This window comes from Streptoverticillium reticulum, from assembly GCF_047456005.1.
GTDB lineage: Bacteria > Actinomycetota > Actinomycetes > Streptomycetales > Streptomycetaceae > Streptomyces > Streptomyces reticulum.
The window spans coordinates 5,345,603-5,371,601 of record NZ_CP179755.1 but is presented as its reverse complement, the minus strand read 5'-3'; the positions used below and the strand labels follow the sequence as shown (position 1 = coordinate 5,371,601).

The window sequence follows — 25,999 nt, the reverse complement described above, 5'->3', positions numbered from 1 at the left end:
CGGTGCCACAGTGACCTGCGTGATTCCCGCAGACCTCTCCGATGCCCCGCCCCTGGTGTATGCCGACAGTCTCGACATACCGGTGCTGATCCGTGACGGGCCGGCCAAGCGACCGCACCAGCAGTGGCGTACAGCCAAGGCCGAGCCGTGGACCTCGCCGGGAGCGTTCCCCGCGGCGGACGGCTGGTACCTGCCGACCACGACGTGGCGGGAGATCATCAAGGCGGCCACCGAGGTCGGCCGTGACGTGACGCCCTGGCTGCACCAGGCCCCGCAGCTGGCCCGGGGCGAGCTGGTCGCCCGCGTGGCCCCGCTGTACGCGTATCTCGGCATGCACGACGTCGAGCCCAAGCATCCGCTCCCGCACGCCTCGGGCCGGCGGCTCACGCTGAACGCGGTGTACGAGCACGGCACCGAGCGGTCGGGCAAGAACATCCTCGGCTACCGACTGGGGATGACCATGGCCGAGTGGGCATGCCGCTCGCTGATGGGGCTGGGCCAGACCTGGCACATCGAGGACGGCGGGCCCGTCCCCGCGTTGGCGGCGACGTTCAAGGACCCGTCCCGGACACTGCCGGATTTGTGGGGTCGGCATGAGGTGGAGAACGCGTACTGGCTGATCGAGGCCAAGGGCGGCAACGTCGGGCTGCCGCATCTCGCCCCGGGCTGGAAGCAGCTCGCCGAGGGCGGCAAGGTGCTGCACGCCTTCGCCCACCGCCGTATCCTGTGCGGCGCCTCCGTGCAGTCCAAGGGCGACCTGTTCATCACCATCGACCACGAGCAGCACCCCGGGCAGCCGCCGCTCCCGCCAGCCAACGGCCCCGCCCAGCCGAAAGCGCCGGGCGCTCCTGAAGACCATCTCGGCGAGAGCGACGACGCCCTCATGGAGACCGCCCGGGCCCAGATGCTGGTCTACCTGGCTCTTCGCTCTGCACCGCCCTCACAACTGCGCACCGTCGCCCTGCCCGGGGACCGCTCCACCCGGCGCCGCCGCCCCGACGGCCTGACCACACCGCTGGAGCGCGACTCCCTGACCCGTGCGATGCGGGCAGCAGTGAGGGCCGAGGTTCCCGCGACCGACGAACCGACTCGCCGGGCGCACACCCGCGGCATCGGCCTGGACGACTTCCTCACCTACCGCATCCCCGGCACCGAACTGCAGCTGGGCATGTCGCGGCGCCTGTTCGCCGCCTGCGACCAACTCCGCTACGAAGACCAGGTCATCGCCGAACGCACCCCGGGCCTGCGCGCCGAGGACCAACGCATCGCCGACGAGTCCGCCGACGAAGAGGCGGAGGAACAGCATCGTCGCGACCAGCGCCGCGTCTTCCGCGAAACGCAGGATCAACGGCGCGAGCTGATCCAGGAACGCCTGCGCGACGCCTACGAAGACGGCGCCACCCGCCAGTGGAGCGACCTCCTGCCAGCCCACCAAGAGCCCCGGCTCGACCTTGACGAGCACCCAGGCATCCTCGAGGCCGCCACCCCCGAGACGTACCTCGCCCTGCGCCAGGACGACCTTCCTTACCACCGCCGCTGAACGACCCGAACCGCACAGCACGCGACCATGGTGCTCCCCACCACCAAGGCGTCCAGAGCCAGGCGGATCAAGACGGGGCCACGCCCATAGGCGGCCCCGTCTTGACCCGTGAAGGGGCGCAATCCAGCCTCCGCGGTGTAAGCACCGCGGCGATCCTGCCCAGGAAACGCGGCCGGAATATAGCCGCAGATCGGCGGTTGGCCAAACGCTCGATCCTCCGGATGATTGTTACTCCACCGCCATTACCTGACCGGCACGTCGAAAGGCATCCACACGGGCTCCAGACCACAACTGCACATCCCCGAGCGCGTCCTGCTATTCGCGTACTCGCTACGCCGCGGCGTAGCTGAGGCGGAACAGCTCCTGGGCGCGCTCCAGGTCCCGCTCCGTACGCAGCTGCACCTCCAGGTCGCCCGTGCCATGGTGACCGAGCCCCGTCACATCCCGGGTGAAGCCGGGAATGAGGTCGACCTTCTTCGGGTCGGCCTTGAGGTAGACGAGGAGCTTGGTCTGCTGCGGCAGGCACAGGCACGCGAAGTTCCGCAGCCGCTGGTAGGCCGCGTACTGCTTGCGCTGGATGCGGGTGATGCCGTCCCCGAGACCGAGCAGCACCTCGTCGGCCGCCTCGGCCAGCTCCGCCAGGGCACCGCCCTGCGAGCGGGTCGGCGGCAGCCCGGCCGCCCGCCGGCGTACCCGCTTGGGCATGGCCGAGTGCCCCGTGACGGAGGCCACGGTCTCAAGGCCAATGTGGTCGTTGCCGAAGAAGCGGTAGCGGACCAGGTCGATGCTGCGCCGGTGCTCGCGCACGGCGTGGGCGTCGTAGCGGGTGAAGTCGCCGGCGATGCAGATCAGCCGGGGTGCGCTCCACAGGATCTGGGACGCGGCCGGGGCCCCGAGCCGGTCGCGGACCAGGTTCCGGAAGGCGTCCTTGTGGGCCATGAGCCACGCCATGTAGTACAGGCCCTGGTTGATCACGCCCGCATCGGTCGAACGCTTGTACTCCACGACCACGGGGGCGTTGTTCTCGTCCAGCCCCAGCGAATCGATGCGCCCGCCGTCAACGCAGTCGATGACGTACTCGCTCGCCAGGAACCGCACCCCTAGCATCGTCTCCATGTGCGCCTCGATGAGGTCCTGTACATCCGCCTCGACCTCAGCAAGACGCGGCGTGACCTCGGTCATGCCGCCGTTTGTCGTGTGGAACAGCTTCAGGCCCGACACCTTCCCCTCCTCGGTTCGAAGATCGGAAACGTCGGGCGGTACAGGATTGTTTCCGCGAGAGTCTTCGGGCTTGTGAAGATGGTGTGAGAAGCTACCTCCGGGCCACGTGGGCGCGCCAGCGTCCCACGGATCCCAGGGATCTGCGGATCCCACATAGGTCCCACAGATACCTGGGACGAGCGCCCGGAAGACTGCGTTTTCGCAGGTCAGCCCCCGTAGCTCAGTGGATAGAGCACGTGCCTTCTAAGCGCTTGGCCGCAGGTTCGAGTCCTGCCGGGGGCGCTCCGCGCTCCACCCTTCGCCTCTCCCTTCGGGAGGGGCGTTTTTGCTGGTCAGACGCAGACTAGTTCAGGTTCCGTACAGGGGGCGTAAGGGTCGGGCCCGCCCCGATGGCCACGGGGTGGGCCCGACCCTGTCCGGCTGTCACCGGGTATCTGCGCAGGCGATCTATGCGAGCGCCCCCTACCGCCCCTCCACCACATGCGCCGGCCCCTGCGCCTCCACGTACGCCTCCCCCGTCGGCCACGGCGCGTCGGTGTAGGCGATGAGGGTGGGCGGCAGGCCGTCCGGATCCGTGGGGAGGAGTTCGATCCTGTGGTCGTGGCCGCGGAAGCGGCACGTCTGTACCCGGGCGTGGACGGCGCCCGGGCCGGGGTCGGTGCGGAGGCGGAGTTGACGTGGCCTCAGCAGGACCAGGCCGTCCCGCTCTCCGTTCTCGGTCGCGGTCGCGGTCGCGGTCGCGGTCGCGGTCAGCGGGAAGGTGCCGAAGACGGTCTCGGCCTTGCCCTCCGCCACGGTGGCCGGGATCAGGTTGGCCTCGCCGAGGAAGCGGGCTATGGCGGTGTCGGCGGGCTCGCGGTAGAGCTGTTGCGGGGCGGCCTGCTGGGCCGTGCGGCCGGCGTGCAGGACGGCGATGGTGTCGGCGAAGGACAGGGCCTCCTCCTGGTCGTGGGTGACCAGGATCGCGGTCGCCCCGGCGCGTCGCAGCGTCGCTGCGACCTCGGCCCGCAAGTCGGTGCGCAGGGCCGCGTCGAGGGCCGCGAACGGCTCGTCCAGCAGGAGCAGTTCGGGTTCGGTCGCCAGGGCGCGGGCGAGGGCGACACGCTGCTGCTGGCCTCCGGAGAGCTGGTGCGGGTGACGCTTGGCGAGGCCGTCGAGGCCGACCAGGGCGAGGAGTTCGGCGACCTTCTCGCGGCGGCGGCCGCGCGGCAGGCCGAAGCCGATGTTGCCGGCCACGGTCAGGTGTGGGAACAGCGCACCGTCCTGCGGCACATAGCCGATCCTGCGGTGCTCGGCGGGCAGCCGACGCCGCCCGTCGTCCAGCAGCCGCCCGCCCAGGGCGACTTCGCCCTCTGTGGCCGGATGGAAGCCGGCTATGACGCGCAGCAGGGTGCTCTTGCCGCATCCGGACGGTCCGAGCACACAGGCCAGTGCCCCGTCCTCGACCGTCAGGTCGACTCCGGCGAGGATCTCGTTCCGGCCGTGCGCGGCACGCAACCCTTTGATCGACAGGCCACTCATCGCGTTGTCTCCGTACGGGGATCGGCGCCGAGTGTGCGGCGGGTGAGCAGGAGGACGGGCGGTACGGACAGGGCCACCATCAGTGCGGCGTACGGTGCTGCGGCTCCGTAGGCGAGGCCGCTGGTGTACGTCCAGAAGCGGGTGGCGAGGGTCTCGGTGCCGGTCGGGCGGAGCAGCAGGGTGGCGGTCAGTTCGGTGCTGGCGGTGAGGGCGACCATGGCGGCGGCCGCGCCGAGGCCGGGCAGCACGAGCGGCAGCGTGATGCGGGCCAGCACCGCGGCCGGGCGGGTGCCGAGCGAGCGGGCCACCTCCTCGACGCCGGGCGGCACTTGGGCCAGGGCGGCCCGCACGGCCGTCAGGGCGAGCGGGAAGTAGAGCACTGCGTACCCGGCGACGAGCATCGGGGGCTGCTGGTAGAGCGGCTGGGCGTAGCGGATCGCGAAGTAGACGACGGAGAGGGCGACCGCGATGCCGGGCAGCGCCCGGGTGAGGTAGGCGGCGCTCTCGGCGGCCCGGGCGAGCCGGCTGTAGCGCCGCCAGGCGTACAGGGCGACGGGTACAGCGGTCGCGGTGGCGACGAGGGCGGACACGGCGGCGTAGCCGAGCGTGGTGAGCGCGGCGGTGAGCACCGAGGCCTGCGGGAGCGTGGTGGAGCTGCCGCGCACCAGCCAGTAGCCGAGGGCGCAGACCGGCACGCCGAGCGCGGTGGCGACGAGGGCGGTCAGTGCGGCCAGGGCTGGCGCTGTCCAACGGCCGAGCCGGGCGGGGGCGGCGCTGCGGCCGGCGGTGGCGCGGCGGGCGGTGCGGCCGCGGCGGCCTGCGGTCGCCTCCAGGAGGACGAGCAACAGGGCGAGGGCGACGAGCACCAGGGTGAGCAGTGCGGCCGAGGCCGCGTCGAAGCCCAGTTTGTACTCGCTGAAGATGGCGGTGGCGAAGGTGGTGAACCGCAGCATCGCGAACGCCCCGTACTCGCCGAGCAGATAGAGCGACACCAGCAGTGCGCCACCGGCCAGTGCAGGACGGGCGAGGGGCAGGGTGACGCGCCAGAGGGTCGCGAACGGGCCCCGTCCGAGGCTGCGGGAGACCTCTTCGGCTGCGGTGTCGGCGCGGCGCAGGGTCGCGGCGACCGGAAGGAACACCAGCGGGTACAGCGAGCAGGTCATCACGAGCACCGCTCCCCAGTAGCCGCGGACCGAGCCGGTCAGCGAGACCCAGGAGTAGCCGCGGACGAACTCGGGCACGGCGAGCGGGAGGGCGAGCGCGACGGTCCACCAGCGACGGCCCGGCAGGTCGGTACGCTCCACCAGGTACGCCGCGCCGAAGCCGAGGACGGCGGTGGCGAAGGTGACCGCGAGGGCCAGCGTGGCGGTGTTCCACAGCAGGGTGGCGATCAGCGGGCGGCCGAGCAGGCGGTGGGCCTGCTCCCAGCCCGCCTGGGCGGCCTGGACGCCGACGAACGCGAGCGGCGAGACCACCGCGGCGACGACGACGAAGGCGACAGCGGGCAGCAGGCCGGCGGCCCGCCACCGCAGCAGCGGCGACGGACCACCGGGTGAACGGACGGTGCTCACGCCAGGAGACCGGTGTCCTGGAGGAGCTTGAGGGCCTCCTTGCCGTCACCGAGGTCGGCGACGTTCGCGACGGTGCCGATGGTGTCGAGTGCGGGGAGTTCGCTCTTGCCCTTGACGCCCGGGACGAGCGGGTACTCGTAGCTCTCGGAGGTGGCGATCACGTTCTGTGCGGGCGCACTGGCCAGGTAGGCGAGAAACGCCTGAGCGGCCTGCTGGTGCTTGCCGTGCTTGAGGGCGGCCGCGCCCGAGACGTCGACGAGCGCGCCCGGGTCGCCCTTCGCGAAGTAGTGCAGCTTGGCGTGGGTCTTGGCGGCGGTCTGCTCGTCGCGCAGGCGGTAGAAGTAGTAGTGGTCGATGACGCCGCCCTCGACCTCGCCCTTGTTGACGGCGGCGGACAGGTCCTCGTTGCTGTCGTAGGTCTTGGCGTTGGCCTTCAGGCCTTCCAGCCACTTCTTGGCGGCGTCCTCGCCATCGGTCTTGATCATGCGCGTGACGACGGGCGCGAAGTCGGTCTCGCCGGGCGCGATGCCGAGGCGCCCCTTCCACTCCGGCTTGGCCAGGTCGCGCACGGAGGACGGCGGTGCGGTGTCGGCACCCTTGCCCTCGGCGGCGAGGAAGGCGGCGGTGCGGGCGGAGATGCCGACCCAGTCGCCCTTGGGCGAACTGTCCGGGGCGGGGACGGCCTTGAGGGTGTCCGCCTTCACCGGGGCCAGCAGGCCCTTCTCCTCCAGAGTGGTCAGTGCGGGCGGGTTCTCGGCGTAGAAGACGTCGGCCGGGGAGGCCGCGCCCTCCTGGAGGATCTGGTTGGCGAGCTCGGCCTCGTCGCCGGAGCGCAGCTCGACCTTGACGCCGGTGCGCTTCTCGAAGTCCGCGGCCAGTGCCTTGACGGTCTGCTCGTGCTGACCGCTGTAGACGGTGACCGTCTGACCCTTGAGGGACGCTCCGTTCGACGCCGACGAGGCGTCGCCGTCGTCCTTGCTGCCGGACGAACCGCCGCAGGCGGTCAGTCCGAGGAGACAGGCGGTCGTGAGCGACAGCGCGGCGACGGGCCTGAGGGATCGGAGCATGGTGGGGGACCTCCGCAGTGGGCAGGGTTCGGCCGGTCGGCTTCACCCAGAACGGCTGGATCCAGCCGGTTACGGGCGGCGCCGCGCACCCAGGGAACGCGGCTCGTGGGGCACCCGACCCCGGCATGATGCGCCAGAACCTAGGACAGGGAAGGTTTACCTAACAAGTTTTGAGCCGTCAGATTTCAGCCATGCATCGGCATGGCCAAACTTCGCTCCCCGAAGCGCCAAGTCCGGGCAAACGCCCGAGGAGTCCCCGTCCGGATCGACCTGATTCGACCATCAAGCCCGTCATGCCCTCCATACCCTTCATGCCCGTCACGCCTGTCACGTCCGTCGGGCCACTGCCAGGCAGTGGCTGCTGGTGCCCGCCGCCCGCGAGCCGGTCCCGAGGTGGTACGCGCGGTAGTCCCGGTAGGCGTCCTCGTCGAGGTCTTCCAGGACGCGGGGGAAGAAGCCGCTCGGCCCGTCCGTGCCCGCGTGCTCGACGGTCTCGAAGCCGCACGCCTGCAGGTCCGCGTCGACAGACTCCCGCGTGGAGAAGTGGGAGACGTTGAAGAAGTCGTCCGGGTAGTCCGTACGGAGGTCGTCGGGCTGCGCCAGGGAGACGTACTGCTCCGCGGCGAGGGCCCGGCCCGTCGCGAGCAGGTAGTTCACGGCGAGGGGGCGGTTGATGTACGAGACCGCCACGATGCCACCGGCCCGCACCACCCGCCGGCACTCGTCCAGCGCGCGCCGGCGGAGCTCCTGCGTCCGCAGGTGGTAGTAGGGACCGAGGCAGAGGACCGCCCCGAACTCCCCGTCGCCGAACTCCTTGAGGCATGTGGCATCGGCCTGCCGGACGTCGAGCGCCACCCGCAGGCCCTCCGCGTCGGCCCGGGCCCGCATGGCCTCGACGTTGGCGCCGACCAGGTCGGTCGCCGTGACCCGGTGGCCACGGCGGGCGTAGTGCAGGGAGTACGCCCCGTGCCCGGCCCCGAGTTCGAGGAGGGCGGAGCCCGGCGGGAGGTGTCCGCCCAGCACGTGCAGCGAGGTGTCGAACTCCAGCCTCCGGACCCGTGACTTCGTCAGCCTCGGGCCCTCGCTGAAGGTCTCGTAGTGCCGTGCGACAAGCGTGTCGTCGGCTATGTCTGCCATGTCCGTCATGACGGAAGTCCCCCGGCCCCTAGCGGATTCCGCCGTCGCGCCACGGTGCCCGCAGCCCGAGCAGGACCGCGAGGTGGCCGTCGTAGCCGAACATGCTCGACGGCTTGCCGTCGGGGCCCGTCAGCAGCGCCGGTCCGTGCTCCTGGTACTGCGCGACGTACTCCTCGAGGCCGCCCAGCGGGGTATCCCGGACCGCCATCTCCCAGAACGGCGTCTGCAGGCGGGTGTTGAACTTGTAGTGGAGGGCGAGGAAGTCCCTGATGTCCTCCCACTGCGTGTTGACAGACCGGTTGTACTCCTCGGCGAGCGTCACGTCGGTCAGGCCGCCGGCCGCGAGGGCCTTGGCGAGCCGCTGGGCGTGCATGCAGATGACCTGGATGTTCGTCGCCTCCAACGGCTCGACGAAACCGCAGGCGTTGCCGATGGCGGCCACGTTCTTCACCCAGGGGCGGCGGATGCGCCGGGCCGCGAAGGGCACCACGCGCACGGCGGACGGGTCGATCTTCGGGTTCTTCCGGACGAGTTCCTCAGCAGCCTGGTCGTCACTGAGGTATGCACTGCTGAAGACGTAGCCCCGGTTGATGGTGTGCTCGTGGTCGATCCGCCAGCACCAGCCCGCGTCCATGGTGTCCATGGTGGTGTACGGCTTGACCGGCTCGCCGTTCCGGGCCCAGCCGCCGACGACCGCCCGGTCGCAGAAGAGGTGGTCGCGCATGCTGACGAACTGCTCCCCCAGCCCCTGGTTGATCAGCTCGGCGCGGAAGCCGGAGGCGTCGACGAAGAAGTCCGCCGTGTGCCGCTCGCCCGACTCGAGGAGGACGCTCTCCACGCCTCGCTCACCGATGTCCGCGGTCACCACCTTCGCGTCGACCAACTGACCGCCCAGACCGGCGAAGTGGCGCTCCAGGTAGGCCACGAAGGGCTGGTTCTCAATGTGGTAGCCGACGCTCCTGGCCGGTGCCCCGCCGGGGGCCGCACCGGCCACCATGGGGCCCGTGTAGTCGTCGAGGTGGTAGTAGCCCCACGGCTTCTGCGCGGTGGGCAGGATCTGGTTGTCGAACTGCTCGTTGAAGGGGTAGTCGAAGTACGGGCGCGGGCCCCACAGGAAGCGCACGCCGAGCTTCCACACGGGATTCACCTCCCGGTAGAAGTCCTCCTTGGGGATGCCCAGCACGCCGTGCAGGTAGTTGGGCGTGTCCGCGAACGTGCCCTCGCCGACCATGATGGTGCCCATCGCGGTGGAGCGGATGACGGTCACGTTCACGTCCGGGCAGGTGCGGATCAGGGTGATGCCCGCGATCAGACCTGCCGTGCCGCCGCCGATGACGGTGATGTCACGCTTCATTGCTCTGCCCGAGCCTTTCTCTGCATGGTCGTGTGCTGAGTGCGCTGAAGTCTGCTGAAGAAGTTCGTGTGTTCAGGCCGTGGCCGCGGCCGCGGCCAGCTGCCGCACGATGCGGGTGAGGATCTCCGGGGTGGTGGCGAAGTTGACCCGGACGAAGCCGCGGCCCGGTGCACCACAGGTGCCGCCGTCGACCGTGGTCACCCCTGCCGCCGCGGCGAAGTACGTGGCCGGATCGGGCCCCGGCAGGTCCAGGTCCCGGCAGTCCAGCCAGCCCAGGTAGGTCCCCTCGGGCGGGGTGTGGCTCACCTGTGGGAGGTGTTCGGCCAGCAGCCCGGCCAGCAGGTGCCGGTTGTGGTCGAGCCGGGCGAGCACCGCGTCGAGCCAGGGCCGGCCGGCCCGGTACGCGGCCGTTCCGGCCACTGCTCCGAGGGTCGACGTGCCGTCGGTGGCCAGCCGTCCGAGCCGCTCCCACCGGTCGCGGTCGGCGTCGTTGCCGAGCACCATCTGAGCGCACTTGAGCCCGGCGAGGTTCCACGCCTTGGACGCGGAGGTGGCCGTGACGGTGTGCTGCGCGGCAGCCGGTGACGTGGCGGCGTAGGGCACATGACGGTGGCCGCCGTACACCAGCGGAGCGTGCACCTCGTCGGCGAAGACGCGTCCGCCGTGTCGCTCGACCACCTCACAGATGGCGTGAAGTTCGCCTGTTTCCATCACCCGGCCGGTCGGATTGTGCGGGTTGCAGAGCACCAGCAGGTGCCCCCCAACGGTGTACGCACGATCCAGCGCATCCAGGTCGAGGACGTACCGGCCTGCCGAACGGACCATCTCGACCGGGATGACCTCCCGGCCGAGCAGTCCGGGCACCGTCAGGAACGGTGTGAACGCCGGGACGGGCACGATCACGGGCGAGCCGGGACGGGAGAAGTGGTCGATCGCCACGTGGAAGGCGCGGACGACATCGGGCAGCAGGCGGACGTCGGCCGGTGCCACGTCCCATCCGTAGCTGTCGCGCTGCCAGGCCGCGCAGGCCTCGGCCAGCCCGTCCGCCAGGGCCTGCGGCAGATACCCCAGGGCGCCTTTGCCGAGTGCCTCGGCGAGCGCCGCGGTGACCGGCGGGGCGGTGCCGTAGTCCATCTCGGCGGCGCAGGCCCCGAGCAGGTCCGGCCCGGACACCGTCCACTTGAGGTGTCCGGCCGCACGCAGGGACTCCGCCGTGATGCCGTCCAGGTCGAGATCAGGCGCGAGGTCGAGCAACGGCCGTACTGCTGCAGCGGATCCGGTCATGCGGCGGCACCTCGTGGCGTGCGGGGCGGACGGCCGGACGACTCGGTCCTGACGGAGCTCTCCGGTCGGCCTGCGGCTCTGAGCGCGTCGGTCACCATGGCCGTGTAGCCGGCCGGTCCGCACACGTACGACGTCGGCGCGTGCAGCGTGCCGGACAGGTCCCGGACGGTGGCGGCGTCGAGCCGCCCGTGTGCTCCGGTCACCCGCAGATCGAGCCGCAGGCGTCCCGGGTGGCGGCGCTCCAGGTTCTCGATCGGGCCGAGGAACGGTGCGGTGTCGCGGCTGCGCACCGAGTAGTGGAGACGGACGGTCCTGCGGGACGCGGCCAAGGCGTATTTGAGCAGTGAGTAGACGGGGGTGATGCCGACACCGGCCGCGAAGAGCAGCAGGTCGTTTCCGCTGTCGTCGAGGGTGAAGCTGCCGGACGGCGGGAGGACTTCCAGGGTCATGCCGGGTTCGGCGGTCTCGTAGAGCCAGTTCGATCCGGTGCCCCCGGCGGTGCGCTTGACCGTGACCGCCAGGCGGGGGTCCGAGACGGGACAGGTGGAGATGGAGTAGCTGCGCAGGACGGGCCGGTCGGCAGGGACGGGGAGGCGCAGGGTGAGGAACTGTCCTGCCCGGTAGGCGAGTTCGCGGGATGCAGGGCCTGTGACCGGTGCGAGGACGAAGGTCTTGACCTCGTGTCCCTCGGGGACGATGCGGTCGATGCAGACCGGTACGAGGGGGTCGTGCGGGCCGGTCATGCGGCCTTCTCCAGCAGCAGCGAGGGCTCCGTCCTGTCCTGCCGCCCGCCCCGCCAGCCCTGCCGGGCCGCCTCTTCGCGTTCGGGCGTGAAGTGGATCCGGTAGAGCGGCATGGCCAGTGCGGTGGTCGCGAGGGCAATGAGTACGAGGATGGAGAAGAGCTGCTTCTCGATCACTCCCATCGCCAGGCCGATGTTGATGAAGATCAGGATCATCAGGCCCCGGGCGTTCATCAGTCCGCCCATCGCGACCGACTCGCCCCAGCCCCAGCGGAAGGACCTCAGGACGATCAGGGACGCGACGGACTTCGAGACGAAGGCCGCCGCGAACAGAACGCCCAGTGCCCACAGGTAGCTTGACTGGAGCGCGCCGGATAGGTCGGTATTGAGGCCGGAGAAGGCGAAGAACACCGGCAGGAAGAGGCAGCGGACCACCTGCAGCAGGCGGGCGTTCAGCAGCTCGGAGAATCCCGGTACGCGGGGCAGTGCCATGCCGCAGATGAAGCCGCCGAAGACCGAGTAGATCCCGATGTAGTCGGTGAACCAGCCGGCCGCCAGCACCAGGGCGAGCAGGGCCACGAAAACCCCGTCGCCGATCCGGCCCGTGCGCACCGCCTCCTCCATGGGGGCCCGGAACACCTTCGGCAGGACGACGAAGGCCGCCCCCACGAACAGCACGGCCGGCACGATGGTGCGCCATGCCTGCGTCCAGTCGTCGTGCAGGTAGAGCGCGCTCACCAGGGCGAGGATGCACCAGGCCGCCGCGTCGTCGATCGCAGCCGCCCGCACGGCGATGCCGCCGAACCGGGTGCGGATCATCTCCCGTTCCTGGAGCGCCCTGGCCAGCATCGGGAAGGCGGTCAGCGACAGGGCGCCGCCGACGAAGAGCACGAACAGCGGCAGGCCGACACCGGACGGGCGGTAGGAGTCCGCCAGCCAGTAGGCCGCCGCGCCTCCGGCGAGCAGCGGTACGAGCACGCCGGAGACCGAGAGCACCACCGGGAGCAGGGCGTCCTTGTGGGATTCCGCGTGGTGTTCGTGCTCCAGGCCGATCAGGAACATGTACAGGCTGAGCCCGAACATGGCGATCACGTAGAGCGTGGGTTTGGTCGCCGCGGAGAAGACGTATCCGCTGAAGCCGGGTGCCAGCGCCCCGAGCAGGGTGGGCCCGAGCAGGATGCCGGAGACCATTTCGCCGACGACGGCGGGCTGGCCGATCCTGAGGGCGATGCGCCCGCAGATCTGTGCGGCCAGCACGATGACGCACAGGGCCGCGGTCACGGCGAGGAGTAGGTGCATTTTCGGGTCATGCATCGGTCAGCCGACCTCCGGCCTCTCACTGATGTGGTGCGTTCACTGATGTGGTGCGTTGCGGACGTCTTTCGTCACGGGGACGACTGGGTCACCGGCTGGACGACCGGGTCACCGGCTGACGGTGCCCTCCTCCAGGCGGCGCACCATGCGGTGGGTGGTCTCCAGCGGCGTCTCGCCGACGGCCGGCTCGGAGAAGTCGCCCTGTGCATTGATCCCGGCGATGCGGGCGTTCCACTCCTCGTGGCCGCGGAACGGGATGGTCTCCTCCGGCGAGTAGGCCGGGTACTTGCGGTACTGGTTGGCCGCCGCGCCGGGCGTGCCGCGCACCAGGATCGGGTCCAGGTAGAGGCCGTCGTTCGCCACCAGGGTGGACGTCGCGATGTAGCCGATGTCCAGCCCGCAGCGGCGCTTCTCGGAGGTGTTGGCCTCGGAGCAGTGCAGGATGTTCGGGTGGTGGATGGACACGTCGCCGGGGTTGAGCTCGATGTCGACGATGCCGGCCCGCTCGGTCCATTCGCGGACGAGTTCCTCGCGGGTCTCGGAGTAGAGCATGTTGGCGACGTCGGTGCGCACCGACGGGGCGTGGATCGGGAGCCGGTGGCTGCCGGGCACGATCCGGATGCAGCCGTTCTCCCTCGTGGACTCGTCGATCGCGGCCCAGACGGTCAGCGCCTCCATCGGCTTCAGCTTCCAGTAGGCGCCGTCCTGGTGCCACAGCACCGGGCGGCCGTCCCGCGGCGGCTTGCACACGTAGTGCGAGGTGAAACAGGCCAGGTCGGGGCCGAGGACCGCTTCCGCGATGTCCACGAGGCGTTCGTCGGTGACCAGGCGCACCCAGAAGGCGTCGTTGCGCATCAGGGGGTGGTGGTACTCCTCCGGGCGGAGATGGGGGTACCTGCGCCCGAGCCACTCGACGTGGTCCCGGGCCTCCGCGATCAGCTCGGGGTCGAGGACGTTGCGGAGGATCGCGAAGCCGTTCTTCTCGTACTCGTCGAGGGCTGCGGCAAGGTCGGCGGAGAGATTCTCGAGGACTGCGGTGGTGTCGGACACGGTGGCCAACTCCTGGAGCTGCGCTGCGGAATGGGGTGGCCGGTTCCGGTCGGGCAGTGGGTGTACTCAGTGCCCTGCGGTGCCGGTGATCAGCACTTTTCCGCACGCCCGGCAGGTTGTCAGCGCTCCCGGGGTGGCCTGATCCGGCGGTGGCATAAGCAGTCCACGCCGGGCCCGCGCCCCGTTGTGGGGCGCGGGGAGCCGCGTCCTCGGTGCAGTGCTCAGGCGGACACGGCGTCGTCGGCCGTGATCCAGCCGCGCAGGGCCGCGCTGGTGCCGGCCTGGAAGCGGCTGCGCGCGTCGAGCTTCTCCATCAGGTCCGCCGCGATGCGCCGCGTGGTGCGCGCGGAGACGCCGATGCGCTTGGCGATCATCTCGTCGGTGTGCCCCTTGGCGAGCAGCCGCAGGACCTCGGCCTCGGAGGCGGTCAGGCCGCGGTCGTCGCGTTCCTTGGCGCTCTTGCAGTCGAGCGGTGCCGCGCGTTCCCAGACGGACTCGAAGAGGCCACAGAGGGCCGTGAGGATGCCGCCGCCGCTCACGACGAAGGCCCCGGCGGCGCTGTCCTCGCTGTCGACGGGGACGACGGCGGTGGCGCGGTCGACGATCAGCATCCGGACCGGCAGCGAGGGGACGGTGCGGACCTGGCCGCCCAGCTCCGCGAGCCAGTTGGCGTAGGCGACGGTGGGCGGGTTGTTCCGGAGGCTGTCCAGGTAGAGGGTGCGCATGCGGACGCCGCGGCCGAGGAGTTCGGCGTCCTGCGGTTTGGCGGCCTCCATGTTCTCCGTCGTCTGCGCGCCGTCGGGGGCGAAGGCCATGACCTCCTCGCGTACGTCCGAGCACAACAGCCTTATGCGGTCGCGTATTTCGTCGAGGTCGGAGAGCCGCTCCACATTCTCGTTGCTGCCGGACGAATGCCGGGAGAATTGCGCGACGAGCTTCGCCGCCGCGTATCGGGCGTCGTCCAACCGTTGCTGCGCCAATGCGAGTTGGGCCTGCCGCTCCGCCAGGAGGAGCTTCACGCCTATTTCCGGGGCGACGACATGGAGCCGGCCGGGGTCCGCGTGCGAGGGACGGACCAGGGTGAGTTCGCTGAGCCGGTCGAGCCGGGCGCGCAGCTCGGATTCGGCGAGGCCGGTGAGTTCCGCAATTCGGTCGAGCCGCTCGCCGGGGTGGGCGAGCAACGTCCGGTAAACAAGCTCGGTCGCCTCTTCCATTCCCAAGGTGTCCGGCATCCTGCCATCTCTTTCCGTCGCGCCGCGCAATTCTGCTCGTCGATATACCGGTATGGGCGGACAGAGAATACATGAAGCACTTGCAGGCGGCCGGGAGTTACGTACCGGAGGGGCCGTTTCCGTCCTCGTCCGCAAACGGCCTGCCGTCCGCCATGGCATACGGTGCCGGATTCCCCGATGCTCCTGCCCATGCATCTCGTCCACGTATTCCTCGATACATCGCACGCGCCCGTTCCGGACGATTTCTCTGCCTTTGTCATGTCGTGCGCCCGCGCGGACGAAGGGATCGAGCACGTCACCGTCCACGCGGACGAACGGCCGGTGGTGCTGGGCCTCTTTGTGGCGGCCCGTTCCCCCGACGACGCCCGGCGCGCCGCCCGAGCCGTCGCGGAACGCGCCGCCGGCCGGCACCCGGGGCTCGCAGGGGCGTCCGCGGTCTCCTGCCGGATGCCGTTGACGGCATCCGGCCCGGGTCGGACCGCGGCCGGTGGACTGCTTATGCCACCGCCGGATCAGGCCAGCCAGGAGCGCTGACAACGCGCCTCCAGGTGCGGAAAAGTGCTGATCACCGGCCCACAGGACGCCGCGCAGACCAACTGCCCGTCCGGAACCGGCCACCCCCTTCGTCGCACAGCACCAGGAGTCGTCATGTCTTTCGCCCGCCCCGCCAAGACCGTTGCCGCGATCTTCCTTCTCTCCTGCGGCGTCCAGCTGTCCCTCGGCTCCCCGGCCGCCCAGGCCGCCGAGCCGCGCACGACCGTGGCCGCTTCCGCCCCCGCCCCGCAGCCCGTCCCCGCCGGGCACGCCATCGCCTGTACCACCGGCTGGCAGTGACCGAGCCGCCGCAGTGACCGAGCCGCAAAAAGGTTGACTAATGAACCTCTCCGAATTGCACGATCCCCCGCACGACGCCCTGTCCGAAATCCTGGAGATCAGGGCGGACTACATCGCCGGTCGCTCGGTCTTCGTCACGGGTGACCGGATGGCCGGACTCCTCGAGGCCCTCGGCGCCACCCCGGAGGACCTGGAGAAGCTCAAGCGGGTCAGCGACGATCTGCGCGAGGACCCGACACTGCCCTTCCGGCGGTCGAAGAACGGCCGATTCTGTTTCGATTTCAAAGATCTGAGGGCCTATCGGCTGGAGTTCCAGCCCTTCGCCCTGTCCGCGGAGGAGGACTTCGTCCGGCACGACTCCGGAAAGGCACGCGTCTTCCATGAAATCGGCGACGACCTCCAGCAGAACACGGCCTTGCAGGCCCTCTTCGTCTTCAAGTCGCTGATGATCCACGGCGTGGGCACGGCCCGGCGGCCGAAGCTCGACTACGACAGCGACATCTGGATCTGCACGCTGTTCAACCTCAGGACGATCACCACCCCCGATCTGGTGGGCGAGCCCGCGCTCGAAGGGGTCCACAGCGACGGCGTGGACCACACGATGACGACGTTCCTCGGCAGCGACAACATGACGGACGACAGCGCCGTGACGCTCCTCCACGACATGCAGGAACAGAACGCCACCCGGTGGGACGAGACCGATCCCCGGCTCGTCCTGGGCAGGCGGCAGCACCGCGCCTTCCTCGACACCCTGCTCGTCGTCGACCACGAGCGGAAGCACAGCCTGTCCCCGGTCGCCGCCGCCGATCCCGGCAGAGCCGCCACCCGCGACATGCTGATCTTCTTCACCCGCAAGCCGGCCCTGTCCGGGCACATTTCACACCCCTACGACTCCCTGCGCGCCCACGAGACCCTGCCGATGTCCGTCGACCTCCGGGTGATCCCCCAGAACGCCGGACCGGAGCGGGAGCGGGAGCTCGCCGCCTCCGGAACGGCCGACGGAGCCGTGACCCGATGAGCGAACCCCGTCAGGACCGCCGTCTCGACACCTCACTGCTGCGGCACCTGGCCAAGGCGAACCAGCGGCGCGTGGTCCTTCACGCCGCCGGCGTCCTCGCCGTCTACGCCGTCGCCGTCGTGGTGGCGATGCAGGCGGGCCTCGGCGCCACGGCCGTGGTGGCCTCGATGGTGTCCGGCGTCGTCCTCGCCGGCTTCCTGAACGCCGCGCACGACTGCGTCCACCGCTCCCACCTGCGGTCGAAGAAGGCGAACCGCATCATGGGAGCGGTCTGGTCGACGCCCCTGCTGGTCAACTTCAGCGTCTACCGCTATCAGCACCTGGTCCACCACCGGTACACGGGCGTGGAGGGGGACACCGAACCCGACCGCACCTACCCCGGCCTGCCCGCCTACCTCTACGCGCTGACGGGCATCTCCCTCTGGCGCCACACGTTCGCGACCATCGCACGCAACTGCCGGGGCGGCTATCCGGCAAGCATCAACAACGAGCAGCGCCGCGCCGAGGCCGTCGCCGACAACCGTGCCCTGTGCGGCTGGCTGCTCGCCGCCCTTGCCCTGACCGTCGTCTTCCCGCGTGAACTCGCCTTCGCCTACTGGCTGCCGCTGTATTTCGCGGGACCGGCCATCATCTTCCTGGCCCTGCCGGAGCACTACGGGCTCTGGGGCTCGCCGGACATCGCACGCAACACCCGTACCGTGCGCTCGAATCCGGCGACGCGTTTTCTGCTCTGGAACGCGAACTACCACGCCGAGCACCACCGTTACCCGGCCGTCGCCACCCTGAATCTCCACCGCCTGCACCGGGCCATGCCGGAGCCCCACCCCATTCAGGAGAGCTCCTACCTCGGATTCCACGTCAAGCTGGCCCGGGAACTCGGCGCCAAGTCCCCGGCGGGGCAGGAAGAACCGGAAACCCAAGGGAGTACCTCATGACCACCGAAGCATCGCCCGCGCCCGCCTCCCCCGCTGCCGGATCCGCGCCCTCCGCCGAATCCGGTCAGCGCGTCCGGTACGACGGCCAATGCCACTGCGGCGGCGTGAAGTTCTCGGTCCACGCCACCCGGCGGCTCACCGTCACCCTGTGCAACTGCGGAATCTGCTTCATGTCGGGGCACCAGGAGCTGATGATCCCGGAGGAACGGTTCGAGCTCCACCAGGGCCAGCAGTACCTGAAGCCGTACCGCTTCGGCAATTGCATCGCGGACCACACGTTCTGCTCGGTCTGCGGGATCATGCCCTTCTACCGGCCCCGTTCGCACCCCACCGGCTACTTCAGCGTCAACGCCCGCTGCCTCGGCCTGGACGCCGCCGAGTCCGTCGAATACGTCGAATTCGACGGACAGAACTGGGAAGAGAGCATCGCCGCCGGGAAGCACGTGCTCACCGAGTGACCCTTCACCGGCCGACGGACTTCCCCCACTTACCCGATTCAGAGGACCTACACGACGTCATGGAATCACCGAACTCTGCCGTTCCACAGGGCAATTGGCCGATCGAGCGGTTCGTCTGGGACCTGACCTACGCCTGCCCCCTGCGCTGTCTGCACTGCTTCACCGAGTCCGGCCGCCGCCCGGCCAGAATGCTCGGCCGCGAGGACGCCCTGCGCGTGACGGACGTGATCGCCGCGGCCCGGCCGCAGCGCATCTCGTTCGGCGGCGGGGAACCGCTGCTCGCCCCGTGGTGGGACGAGGCGGCGCGCCGCCTCGAATCCGCGGGCGTCCCCGTCACCGTCTTCACCAGCGGCTGGCTGATGGACGAGGGCATAGCCGAGCGGCTCGCCGACTCCGTGACCGGCGCAGCCGTCAGTGTGGACGGCGCGAACGCGGACGTCCACGATGTGATCCGCGGCCGTGCCGGATCCTTCCGGAAGTCCATGGAATCGCTGGAGCACCTCAACCGCATCAAGCAGGAACGCAGGGCACGGGGCGAGCGCTGCTTCCGGCTCGGCCTCGAATACACGGTGACGCGCAGCGGCTGGGACGGAACAGAGCGATTCGTCGAAGAAATGACGTCGCGCTTCCCGGAAATCGACTACGTGTCCTTCGGCGCGGTGATTCCCGAAGGCCTCGCCCAGGAGGAGAAGTTCGCGTCCCGCGAGCTGCTCTCGGACGAGCAACTGGCCGCACTCAGCGACATGGAACCGCGACTGGCGTCCCGTGCCCGCAACGGCGCGCACGTCTCCGTGACGGACGCCCGCAGTTTCCTCCCCACGTCCCCGCTCTGCGCCCAGGGCGAGACGATCGCGCATATCGAGGCGGACGGCCAGTTCAGGGCGTCCACCAATTACGAGGCGAAGGTGGGCAACGTCCTGGAGGAGTCCCTCGACGTCCTGTGGGCCCGGGCGCTCGCCTGGCGCAACGACCCGTTCGTGGCGGAGCAGCGGAATTCCATCCGGAGCCTCGACGACTGGGCGCGCGTCACGCGTCTTCTCGACCGGCGTTACGGATCCGAGGAGGACAAGGCCCGGATCGCGCGGCGGGGTGCCGCTGCATGACCGGCGCCCCGACCCTGCAGCGGCGCGGCCTGGGCGACGACATGGCCTCGGCCCGGGTCCTGCTCACCCAGCGCATCGCGGAGGCGCGCGACGTCATCGACGTCGTCCTGGCGAACCCTCCCGCCGTACCCTGCGCCCTCCCGGAACTCGCCCCTCCGGCAGCCTCCGTCGTGCGCGAGGAGTCGCTCGCGGAATACGCGGAGTTCCTGCTGCGCACCCGCCTGGACCCGTTCAAGTCCGCGGTCTTCAACGGAGCGGACTCGGTCCGGCTCGCCGTCAGCGGCAAACGTCTGAAGAAGGTGTCGCGCCGGCTGCACGAGGCCCTGGAGGAGTTCACGGCCCGTTCCGAACCCGTCGCCGGACTCGCCGCCGACCTGGCCGCCGACTATCCGGGCCACACGGACGTCACGTACGCGCAGGCGGCCGCCGCACTGCTCGTGCTCGGCGAATGGGACCGTACGCACCGGGCCCCCACGCCCGCGATGAAGCGGAACGTCCTCGGCAGCATCGCCCGGGACGGAAAGCTGCGGCTCGCGCTCTTCGTCTGCCCGCCCGTCGATTTCTCCCGGCTCTCCGGCGACAAGCCGGAGCTGTACATCCGCGACCACATGCACGGAAGCGTGCTGAGCCGCCTGACAGACCGCCTGCACACCCTTTTCCGCGGCCTGGAAGGCGCCCGAGTCGGCGTGGAACTCCGCACGTTCGTCGGCGACACCGACGAGGACGACTACCTCTGGCACGGAGTCACACCGCCCGCGCATCTCGACCGGCAGGCACTGGACGCGCGACGCGAACAGCTCGTCGGCGCAGTGGCCCGTTATCTGTCGGAGGAGATCCCGGGCTCCGAAGGGCATCACCCGAGAGTGCTGCGGGCGGAGGCCGTACGCGTGGAGCGCCTTTCCGCCGTCGTGCCGTCCGCCGCGGCCGAAGGGATCCGGGCCGCCGTGTCGGAAACACCGCTGGATTTCTTCGACGCGCAGGACATCGAGGCCGAGATGGCCCTCATGAGGAGCCTCTGGCAGCCGGGTTCGTACTACGACGGCCTGGCCGAGCCCGACGACGAGACGCTGCGCAGGATCGTCGTGCACAAATTCGCGGCGTACGCCATGCAGGGCGCCGTCCTGCGCGACGCCGAGCCCGATCTCGTACTCGTACAGACCGAACGGCCCCCGCTGCTGCGGACCAGGATGCTGGCGGCCGGGTGGCACACCACCGCGGAATCGGCCGAATGCACCGAATCCTCACTGCCGACGGTCGACTTCTTCGAGCCCACAGAAGACAGATGGTGAAGACATGCCCAAAATCGTTGTCCTGAACGTGGGAACGGCGCACGCCCTGGGCGACCGCTCCTCCAGTACGCACCCGATCACGCGGTCCGGCTGGCGCCACGCCTGGTTCGCCGAGGAGGGCGACGTCATCGTCAGCCCGGTGGCCATCGACGGGGAATTCCTGCAGTACCTGGGCGACACCCTCGGATTCGACGGGCACACCGTCTCCGTCCTCAGCCGCGACCGTATCGTCACCGACGAACTCCTGCTGTCCGAGGACGTCGTCGGAGAACTGCGGAAGCGCATCGAGTCCTCCGGGTCGCCCGCATCCTGGACGATGATGCCGTGCTTCCACACGGAAGGCACCGCGGAACTCGCCTCCCTCCTCGGCCTCGCCTCCGGCACGGGCACCGGATTCGCGGCCCAGCGCGGCTCCGACTTCCTCAACCGGAAAACGCATTTCCGCCAACTGGCCGCCGGCATCGGTATTCCCCTCCCCCGGGGTTCCGTCGTCCGCTCGCCGCACGACCTGGCCAGGGCCGTCGAGAAGCACCTGCCACACACCGGCACGGTGATCGTGAAGCAGGACGACGGCGCCGGCGGCCTCGGCAACCTCACGCTCACCACCGGCCCGGCGACGGCCCTGCCCGGCTCCCGCGAGACCCGGCATGTGGACGAGATCACCGAGGCCCTGGCCACCGAGGTATGGGACGCACTGACGGACCGGTGGAGCCACGGCCTCGTCGTGGAGAGCTACCACGGAGCCTCGCACCAGTTCTACGTCGAGTACGTCATCGGCGACGACGGCGTGCCGCGTTTCCTCGACAGCGGCACCATCCGGCTCCGCCCGGACAGCGACCCCGAAGCATCCGAACTGGTCTGGGTCGGCCTGGACATACCCGCCGAACTCCCCCCGTTCCTCTCCGCACAGGCCCTGACCCTCTCGACGCGGCTGGCCACGCTGGTCGCCCAGCTCGGCTACCGCGGTCACCTCAACATCGACGCCATCGCCACGGACACGGGCGAGATCGTCTTCAACGAAGTGAACGCCCGGTGGGGCGGCGGCCTGGTCGCGCACGACATCTGCGCACGGCTGCTCGGCGAGCGCTATGCGGACGGCCATGTGGCGTCCACCGTGCGGGACGTGCAGCCCGCCCCGCTGGACGACGTGCTGCGCATCCTGCGCGAGCACGGCCTGCACTTCGACCGAGCGACGCAGGAGGGCGTGCTGGTCCTGGCCTGCGACCCCCTGCTCGGCAACAGCATGGAGTGCCTCGTCGTCGGGGCGACGCGGGACCGCGCGCGGGAGATCGAGGCACAGCTGCGAGCCGCCCTCTGATGGCTTCTCCTCTGCGCCACAGCGCCTTCCGCAGGCTGTTCCTGGGCCGCACCCTCTCGCTCGTCGGCGACGCGGTGGTGCCCGCCGCGCTGGCCCTGGCCCTGCTGCGGGCCACGGGGTCGGCGTCGGCGCTCGGCATCGTCCTTGCGTGCGCCATGGTGCCCCGGCTCGTCCTGCTGCCGGTGGGCGGCGTCATGGCCGACCGCTTCAACGCCCGCAGCGTCGCGGTCTGCACGGACCTCGTCCGCTGTGCGATGCAGCTCTTCACCGGCTTCCAGCTGCTGAGCGGTCATCCGCACATCGCCTTCATCGCCGCGGCCGAGATGCTGGGCGCGGCCGCGTCCGCGTTCGCCATGCCGGCGATGTCCCCCCTCGTCAGCGGAACGCTCCCGGCCGAGACCCGGCAGCGGGCCAACTCCCTGCTGGGCACGGCCAACAGCCTCGCCAAACTCGGCGGCCCCGCGGTCGCCGGGATGCTGATCTGGGCGGCCGGACCGGGCTGGGCGTTCGTGCTCGACGCGGCGACCTTCGCCGCCAGCGCCGCGCTGCTGGCCTCGGTCCGCGTGCCGCACGTCAAGCCGCCGAAGCGCTCGTTCCGCGCGGACCTGGTCGAGGGCTGGGCAGAGGTGCGCAGCCGCGACTGGTACTGGTCCAGCCTGATCGTCCACGGGCTCTGGTGCTTCACCGCGAGCGTGTTCCTCGTCCTCGGCCCAGCCGTCGCGATCCACTCGCTCGGCGGCGAGGAGACCTGGGTGGCCGTGCTCCAGAGCGGCTCCGTCGGACTGCTCCTGGGCTCACTGGCGGCGAGCCGCACTCGGCTGCGCCGGCCGGTACTGGCCGGAGACCTCGCCCTGACCCTGTACGCGCTGCCGCTGGGCCTGCTCGCCGTGCCAGCACCCGCGCCGGTGGTGATCGCGGCGTACGGGGTGGGGATGGCCGGACTCGGCTTCCTCGGCCCGGTGTGGGAGACCGCGGTACAGAACAGCGTGCCCGAGCACACGCTCGCCCGGGTCACCTCCTACGACTGGCTGATGTCCCTGGGCCCGACACCACTGGGCTACGCCCTGGCCCCCGTCGCCGCCGACCTGTGGGGCCCGTCCGTCCCGCTGGCGGCCTGCGCGGTACTGGTGGCGGTGGCCTGCCTGGCCACGGCGGCGATGCCGGGGGTACGGGGGTTCACAGTGAACCGCGCCCCGTAACGCGCCCTGTCAGGGGCGCGGGGAACTGCGCGAGCAACCACAGCGCACCCGCACCCGAAGGCCGGCCGGTCAACGGGACCGGCCGGCCTTCGGCATGGGCGTCAGCCCTGCAGCGCAGGAAACAACTGAGCGGTCGGCGAAGCGTTCACCCGCCGCCCGACCCAGTCGGCAATGGTCTCCACGGCCTTCTCCACCGGCACCCCGTTGACCTGACTGCCGTCACGGAAGCGGAAGGACACCGCCCCGGCCTCCACGTCCTTGGCGCCCGCCAGCAGCATGAACGGCACCTTCTGGGTGGTGTGGTTGCGGATCTTCTTCTGCATGCGGTCGTCCGAGACGTCCAGTTCGGCCCGGATGCCCTTGAGCCGCAACGCCTGCTCCACCTCGCGCAGGTGCGGGATGAAGTCGTCGGCGATCGGAATGCCGACGGCCTGGACCGGCGACAGCCACGCCGGGAAGGCGCCCGCGTAGTGCTCGGTGAGCACGCCGAAGAACCGCTCCAGCGAGCCGAACAGCACGCGGTGGATCATCACCGGCCGCTGCCGGGTGCCGTCGGCGGCGGAGTACTCCAGGTCGAAGGCCTTCGGCAGGTTGAAGTCCAGCTGGATCGTGGACATCTGCCAGGTGCGGCCGAGCGCATCCCGCGCCTGTACGGAGATCTTCGGCCCGTAGAAGGCGGCGCCGCCCGGGTCGGGGACGAGCTCCAGACCGGACTCCACGGCGGCCGTGCGCAGCGCCTCGGTGGCCTTCTCCCAGACCTCGTCCGAGCCGACGTACTTCTCGTCGTTGCGGGTCGACAGCTCCAGGTAGAAGTCGTCCAGGCCGAAGTCGCGCAGCAGGTCCAGGACGAAGGACAGCAGCGACTTCAGCTCGTCCTGCACCTGGTCGGCGGTGCAGAAGATGTGCGCGTCGTCCTGCGTGAGGCCGCGGACGCGGGTGAGGCCGTGGATCGTGCCGGACTTCTCGTAGCGGTAGACGGAGCCGAACTCGAACATCCGCAGCGGCAGTTCTCGGTACGAGCGGCCGCGCGAGCGGAAGATGAGGTCGTGGAAGGGGCAGTTCATCGGCTTCAGGTAGTAGTCCTGGCCGGGCTTGCGCACCTCCCCGTCGCCGTCGAGCTCCGCGTCCAGGTGCATCGCCGGGTACATGCCGTCGCGGTACCAGTCGAGGTGTCCGGACGTCGAGAACAGGTTGGCCTTGGCGATGTGCGGCGAGTAGACGAAGTCGTAGCCGGCCGCGATGTGCCGGGCCCGCGAGTAGTTCTCCATCTCCTGCCGGACGATGCCGCCGCGCGGGTGGAACACCGCCAGGCCGGAGCCGATCTCGTCGGGGAAGGAGAACAGGTCGAGCTCGGTGCCCAGCTTGCGGTGGTCGCGGCGCTCGGCCTCGGCGATCAGCTCCAGGTGGGCGTCCAGGGCCTCCTGGGACTCCCACGCGGTGCCGTAGACGCGCTGCAGCTGCTGGTTGCTCTGGTCGCCGCGCCAGTAGGCGGCGGCAGTGCGCATCAGCTTGAAGGCCGGGATGTGCTTGGTGGTCGGCGCATGCGGGCCGCGGCACAGGTCGCCCCATACCCGCTCGCCGGTGCGCGGGTCCAGGTTGTCGTAGATCGTGAGCTCGCCGCCGCCGACCTCCATCACCTCGGAGGAGTCCACATCGCTCTTGATGTCGACCAGTTCGAGCTTGAACGGCTCGTCCGCCAGCTCGGCCTTCGCCGCCTCGGCCGACTCCACCACGCGGCGCGAGAAACGCTGCGAGCCCTTGATGATCTGCTTCATGCGCTTCTCGAGCACCAGCAGGTCCTCGGGCGTGAACGGGCGCTCGACCTGGAAGTCGTAGTAGAACCCGTCCTTGATCGGCGGGCCGATGCCCAACTTGGCCTCCGGGAACTCCTGCTGCACGGCCTGCGCGAGCACGTGGGCGCAGGAGTGCCGGATGACCATGCGGCCGTCCGCACTGTCGGCGGTGACGAGTTCGACCTCGGCGTCGGCCTCGGGCGCCCAGGACAGGTCGCGCAGCTGCCCCTGGGCGTCACGCACGACGATGACGGCCTTCGGCCCCTTCGGCAGGATCCCCGCGTCGCGGAGCACGGCACCGGCCGTAGTGCCGGCCGGCACCGTCGCGCTCGACGGGATCACGGACTGCACGGCACCGGGTTGCGACACGGGATGCTCCTCAAACGGATCATGACTGAACGTCCCGATGCTATGACGATCCGGTGCGGTGAAAGCGGGACTGTTGCCTACTCCACTCACGTGATGCACTTGCTTGAAATCGTGCTCCACTCGTCCGAACGGGAGGCCGTCGTGCCCGCATCCGTCCCTCTCCACCCCGAACGCACCGATGCCTCGTCCTCGGAATCCTCGGCATCCTCGGACGCGGAGGCCGTGTGGACCGTGGTCACCGGAATGTACGCGGCGCACGAAGCGTGCGACAGGGAAGAGGTCGACGCCCGGCTCGATCCGGAGGCGACGATGTGGCACTCGGAGGCGGACGGGCTGCTGCTCGGTAGGAAGGACCTCGACCGCCTGCGGGCCGAACGGGCCGCCGCCGCGAGCGGGCCCGAGTGGACGGGCCTCGACGCCCACGACCCGGTCGTGGACGTTCTCGGGGACACCGCCCTGGTGCGGTACTGGCTGCGCGTCGACTGCGCACCGGCGGCCGACGGCACGCCGCTGCGGCCGGAGTTGGTGCGCAACACGGCCGTGCTGCAGCGGGGCGGCAGCGGCGCCTGGCGCATCGTGCACCTTCACGAGGAGGTGCGACAGACGGGCGGTGTGCCCCTGTGAACCGACGGGGTGAACCCGACGGGCTT

At 70.2% G+C, this 25,999-nt stretch carries 23 protein-coding genes and 1 tRNA gene; 12 read left to right on the top strand and 12 right to left on the bottom strand.

Annotation, left to right across the window (positions count from 1 at the left end):
* Window positions 1-19: 19 nt before the first annotated feature.
* The gene (locus ACMATS_RS24560; RefSeq protein WP_414169070.1) at window positions 20-1,540 is read left to right on the top strand and encodes a gamma-glutamyltransferase; all 1,521 of its coding nucleotides are present in this window, start codon (window positions 20-22) and stop codon (window positions 1,538-1,540) included.
* 330 nt (window positions 1,541-1,870) lie between these two features.
* Here the strand turns inward: ACMATS_RS24560 and ACMATS_RS24555 are convergent, their stop codons facing one another.
* Window positions 1,871-2,761, bottom strand: a complete 891-nt coding sequence (locus tag ACMATS_RS24555) for a transporter (protein ID WP_414169069.1) — start codon at window positions 2,759-2,761, stop codon at window positions 1,871-1,873.
* Between the two features lie 209 nt (window positions 2,762-2,970).
* On the opposite strand from ACMATS_RS24555, the gene ACMATS_RS24550 reads away from it, so the two are divergent.
* Window positions 2,971-3,043, top strand: a tRNA-Arg gene (locus ACMATS_RS24550).
* 180 nt (window positions 3,044-3,223) lie between these two features.
* On the opposite strand, the gene ACMATS_RS24545 is transcribed toward ACMATS_RS24550, so the two are convergent.
* The 10 genes from ACMATS_RS24545 to ACMATS_RS24500 form a co-directional block, all read right to left on the bottom strand.
* The gene (locus tag ACMATS_RS24545; protein WP_414169068.1) at window positions 3,224-4,282 is read right to left on the bottom strand and encodes an ABC transporter ATP-binding protein; all 1,059 of its coding nucleotides are present in this window, start codon (window positions 4,280-4,282) and stop codon (window positions 3,224-3,226) included.
* A complete protein-coding gene (locus tag ACMATS_RS24540) occupies window positions 4,279-5,853 on the bottom strand; it encodes an ABC transporter permease (protein ID WP_414169067.1) in 1,575 nt (524 codons plus the stop codon). Before ACMATS_RS24540 ends, ACMATS_RS24545 begins: the two co-directional genes overlap by 4 nt.
* Window positions 5,850-6,920 carry an iron ABC transporter substrate-binding protein gene (locus tag ACMATS_RS24535; RefSeq protein WP_414169066.1) on the bottom strand — a complete coding sequence of 357 codons (1,071 nt, stop codon included), beginning with the start codon at window positions 6,918-6,920 and terminating at the stop codon, window positions 5,850-5,852. The genes ACMATS_RS24540 and ACMATS_RS24535 overlap by 4 nt, the downstream gene beginning before the upstream one ends.
* Before the next feature lie 327 nt (window positions 6,921-7,247).
* Window positions 7,248-8,066 carry a class I SAM-dependent methyltransferase gene (locus tag ACMATS_RS24530; protein WP_414169065.1) on the bottom strand — a complete coding sequence of 273 codons (819 nt, stop codon included), beginning with the start codon at window positions 8,064-8,066 and terminating at the stop codon, window positions 7,248-7,250.
* 19 nt (window positions 8,067-8,085) lie between these two features.
* Entirely contained in the window at window positions 8,086-9,411 is a 1,326-nt protein-coding gene (locus ACMATS_RS24525) for a tryptophan 7-halogenase (protein WP_414169064.1), read from the bottom strand.
* Window positions 9,412-9,483: 72 nt separating this feature from the next.
* Window positions 9,484-10,695: a MalY/PatB family protein gene (locus ACMATS_RS24520; RefSeq protein WP_414169063.1), complete on the bottom strand. Its 1,212-nt coding sequence runs from the start codon at window positions 10,693-10,695 to the stop codon at window positions 9,484-9,486.
* Window positions 10,692-11,438, bottom strand: a complete 747-nt coding sequence (locus ACMATS_RS24515) for a ferredoxin--NADP reductase (RefSeq protein ID WP_414169062.1) — start codon at window positions 11,436-11,438, stop codon at window positions 10,692-10,694. The genes ACMATS_RS24520 and ACMATS_RS24515 overlap by 4 nt, the downstream gene beginning before the upstream one ends.
* Window positions 11,435-12,751 (bottom strand): cation:proton antiporter, encoded by a 1,317-nt coding sequence (locus tag ACMATS_RS24510; protein ID WP_414169061.1) that lies wholly within the window; start codon window positions 12,749-12,751, stop codon window positions 11,435-11,437. The genes ACMATS_RS24515 and ACMATS_RS24510 overlap by 4 nt, the downstream gene beginning before the upstream one ends.
* Before the next feature lie 108 nt (window positions 12,752-12,859).
* Window positions 12,860-13,801: a phytanoyl-CoA dioxygenase family protein gene (locus tag ACMATS_RS24505; protein WP_414169060.1), complete on the bottom strand. Its 942-nt coding sequence runs from the start codon at window positions 13,799-13,801 to the stop codon at window positions 12,860-12,862.
* A gap of 221 nt (window positions 13,802-14,022) precedes the next feature.
* On the bottom strand, window positions 14,023-15,033 hold the full coding sequence (locus ACMATS_RS24500; RefSeq protein WP_414169059.1) for a LuxR C-terminal-related transcriptional regulator: 1,011 nt from the start codon (window positions 15,031-15,033) through the stop codon (window positions 14,023-14,025).
* Between the two features lie 189 nt (window positions 15,034-15,222).
* Between ACMATS_RS24500 and ACMATS_RS24495 the strand changes: the two genes are divergently transcribed.
* From ACMATS_RS24495 to ACMATS_RS24455, 9 genes are all read left to right on the top strand, one after another.
* A complete protein-coding gene (locus tag ACMATS_RS24495) occupies window positions 15,223-15,567 on the top strand; it encodes a hypothetical protein (RefSeq protein ID WP_414169058.1) in 345 nt (114 codons plus the stop codon).
* A gap of 114 nt (window positions 15,568-15,681) precedes the next feature.
* A complete protein-coding gene (locus tag ACMATS_RS24490; protein WP_414169057.1) occupies window positions 15,682-15,867 on the top strand; it encodes a hypothetical protein in 186 nt (61 codons plus the stop codon).
* Window positions 15,868-15,907: 40 nt separating this feature from the next.
* On the top strand, window positions 15,908-16,885 hold the full coding sequence (locus ACMATS_RS24485; RefSeq protein ID WP_414169056.1) for a 2OG-Fe dioxygenase family protein: 978 nt from the start codon (window positions 15,908-15,910) through the stop codon (window positions 16,883-16,885).
* Complete coding sequence (locus tag ACMATS_RS24480; RefSeq protein WP_414169055.1) at window positions 16,882-17,820, top strand: fatty acid desaturase family protein; 939 nt, start codon at window positions 16,882-16,884, stop codon at window positions 17,818-17,820. The genes ACMATS_RS24485 and ACMATS_RS24480 overlap by 4 nt, the downstream gene beginning before the upstream one ends.
* Entirely contained in the window at window positions 17,817-18,278 is a 462-nt protein-coding gene (locus ACMATS_RS24475; RefSeq protein WP_414169054.1) for a GFA family protein, read from the top strand. The genes ACMATS_RS24480 and ACMATS_RS24475 overlap by 4 nt, the downstream gene beginning before the upstream one ends.
* Window positions 18,279-18,337: 59 nt before the next feature.
* The gene (locus ACMATS_RS24470; RefSeq protein ID WP_414169053.1) at window positions 18,338-19,381 is read left to right on the top strand and encodes a radical SAM protein; all 1,044 of its coding nucleotides are present in this window, start codon (window positions 18,338-18,340) and stop codon (window positions 19,379-19,381) included.
* A complete protein-coding gene (locus ACMATS_RS24465) occupies window positions 19,378-20,670 on the top strand; it encodes a hypothetical protein (protein WP_414169052.1) in 1,293 nt (430 codons plus the stop codon). The genes ACMATS_RS24470 and ACMATS_RS24465 overlap by 4 nt, the downstream gene beginning before the upstream one ends.
* A gap of 4 nt (window positions 20,671-20,674) precedes the next feature.
* Window positions 20,675-21,988 (top strand): peptide ligase PGM1-related protein, encoded by a 1,314-nt coding sequence (locus ACMATS_RS24460; protein ID WP_414169051.1) that lies wholly within the window; start codon window positions 20,675-20,677, stop codon window positions 21,986-21,988.
* Window positions 21,988-23,187, top strand: a complete 1,200-nt coding sequence (locus tag ACMATS_RS24455) for an MFS transporter (RefSeq protein WP_414169050.1) — start codon at window positions 21,988-21,990, stop codon at window positions 23,185-23,187. The genes ACMATS_RS24460 and ACMATS_RS24455 overlap by 1 nt, the downstream gene beginning before the upstream one ends.
* A 101-nt stretch (window positions 23,188-23,288) precedes the next feature.
* Here ACMATS_RS24455 and thrS read toward each other — a convergent pair whose 3' ends face one another.
* Window positions 23,289-25,349: a threonine--tRNA ligase gene (thrS, locus tag ACMATS_RS24450; protein ID WP_414169049.1), complete on the bottom strand. Its 2,061-nt coding sequence runs from the start codon at window positions 25,347-25,349 to the stop codon at window positions 23,289-23,291.
* 93 nt (window positions 25,350-25,442) lie between these two features.
* On the opposite strand from thrS, the gene ACMATS_RS24445 reads away from it, so the two are divergent.
* Window positions 25,443-25,973, top strand: coding sequence for a nuclear transport factor 2 family protein (locus tag ACMATS_RS24445; RefSeq protein WP_414169048.1), 531 nt, complete (start codon window positions 25,443-25,445; stop codon window positions 25,971-25,973).
* The last annotated feature ends 26 nt before the right edge of the window (window positions 25,974-25,999 follow it).

Excerpts from the sequence above, each read along its gene's own strand:
- ACMATS_RS24475 (WP_414169054.1), top strand. The coding sequence starts at position 17,817 with ATGACCACCGAAGCATCGCCCGCGCCCGCCTCCCCCGCTGCCGGATCC.
- ACMATS_RS24470 (WP_414169053.1), top strand. The coding sequence starts at position 18,338 with ATGGAATCACCGAACTCTGCCGTTCCACAGGGCAATTGGCCGATCGAG.
- ACMATS_RS24520 (WP_414169063.1), bottom strand. The coding sequence starts at position 10,695 with ATGACCGGATCCGCTGCAGCAGTACGGCCGTTGCTCGACCTCGCGCCT.
- ACMATS_RS24495 (WP_414169058.1), top strand. The coding sequence starts at position 15,223 with ATGCATCTCGTCCACGTATTCCTCGATACATCGCACGCGCCCGTTCCG.
- ACMATS_RS24530 (WP_414169065.1), bottom strand. The coding sequence starts at position 8,066 with ATGACGGACATGGCAGACATAGCCGACGACACGCTTGTCGCACGGCAC.
- ACMATS_RS24515 (WP_414169062.1), bottom strand. The coding sequence starts at position 11,438 with ATGACCGGCCCGCACGACCCCCTCGTACCGGTCTGCATCGACCGCATC.
- ACMATS_RS24465 (WP_414169052.1), top strand. The coding sequence starts at position 19,378 with ATGACCGGCGCCCCGACCCTGCAGCGGCGCGGCCTGGGCGACGACATG.
- ACMATS_RS24510 (WP_414169061.1), bottom strand. The coding sequence starts at position 12,751 with ATGCATGACCCGAAAATGCACCTACTCCTCGCCGTGACCGCGGCCCTG.
- ACMATS_RS24545 (WP_414169068.1), bottom strand. The coding sequence starts at position 4,282 with ATGAGTGGCCTGTCGATCAAAGGGTTGCGTGCCGCGCACGGCCGGAAC.
- ACMATS_RS24480 (WP_414169055.1), top strand. The coding sequence starts at position 16,882 with ATGAGCGAACCCCGTCAGGACCGCCGTCTCGACACCTCACTGCTGCGG.
- ACMATS_RS24500 (WP_414169059.1), bottom strand. The coding sequence starts at position 15,033 with ATGCCGGACACCTTGGGAATGGAAGAGGCGACCGAGCTTGTTTACCGG.
- ACMATS_RS24460 (WP_414169051.1), top strand. The coding sequence starts at position 20,675 with ATGCCCAAAATCGTTGTCCTGAACGTGGGAACGGCGCACGCCCTGGGC.
- ACMATS_RS24535 (WP_414169066.1), bottom strand. The coding sequence starts at position 6,920 with ATGCTCCGATCCCTCAGGCCCGTCGCCGCGCTGTCGCTCACGACCGCC.
- ACMATS_RS24525 (WP_414169064.1), bottom strand. The coding sequence starts at position 9,411 with ATGAAGCGTGACATCACCGTCATCGGCGGCGGCACGGCAGGTCTGATC.
- ACMATS_RS24445 (WP_414169048.1), top strand. The coding sequence starts at position 25,443 with ATGCACTTGCTTGAAATCGTGCTCCACTCGTCCGAACGGGAGGCCGTC.
- ACMATS_RS24485 (WP_414169056.1), top strand. The coding sequence starts at position 15,908 with ATGAACCTCTCCGAATTGCACGATCCCCCGCACGACGCCCTGTCCGAA.
- ACMATS_RS24490 (WP_414169057.1), top strand. The coding sequence starts at position 15,682 with ATGTCTTTCGCCCGCCCCGCCAAGACCGTTGCCGCGATCTTCCTTCTC.
- ACMATS_RS24455 (WP_414169050.1), top strand. The coding sequence starts at position 21,988 with ATGGCTTCTCCTCTGCGCCACAGCGCCTTCCGCAGGCTGTTCCTGGGC.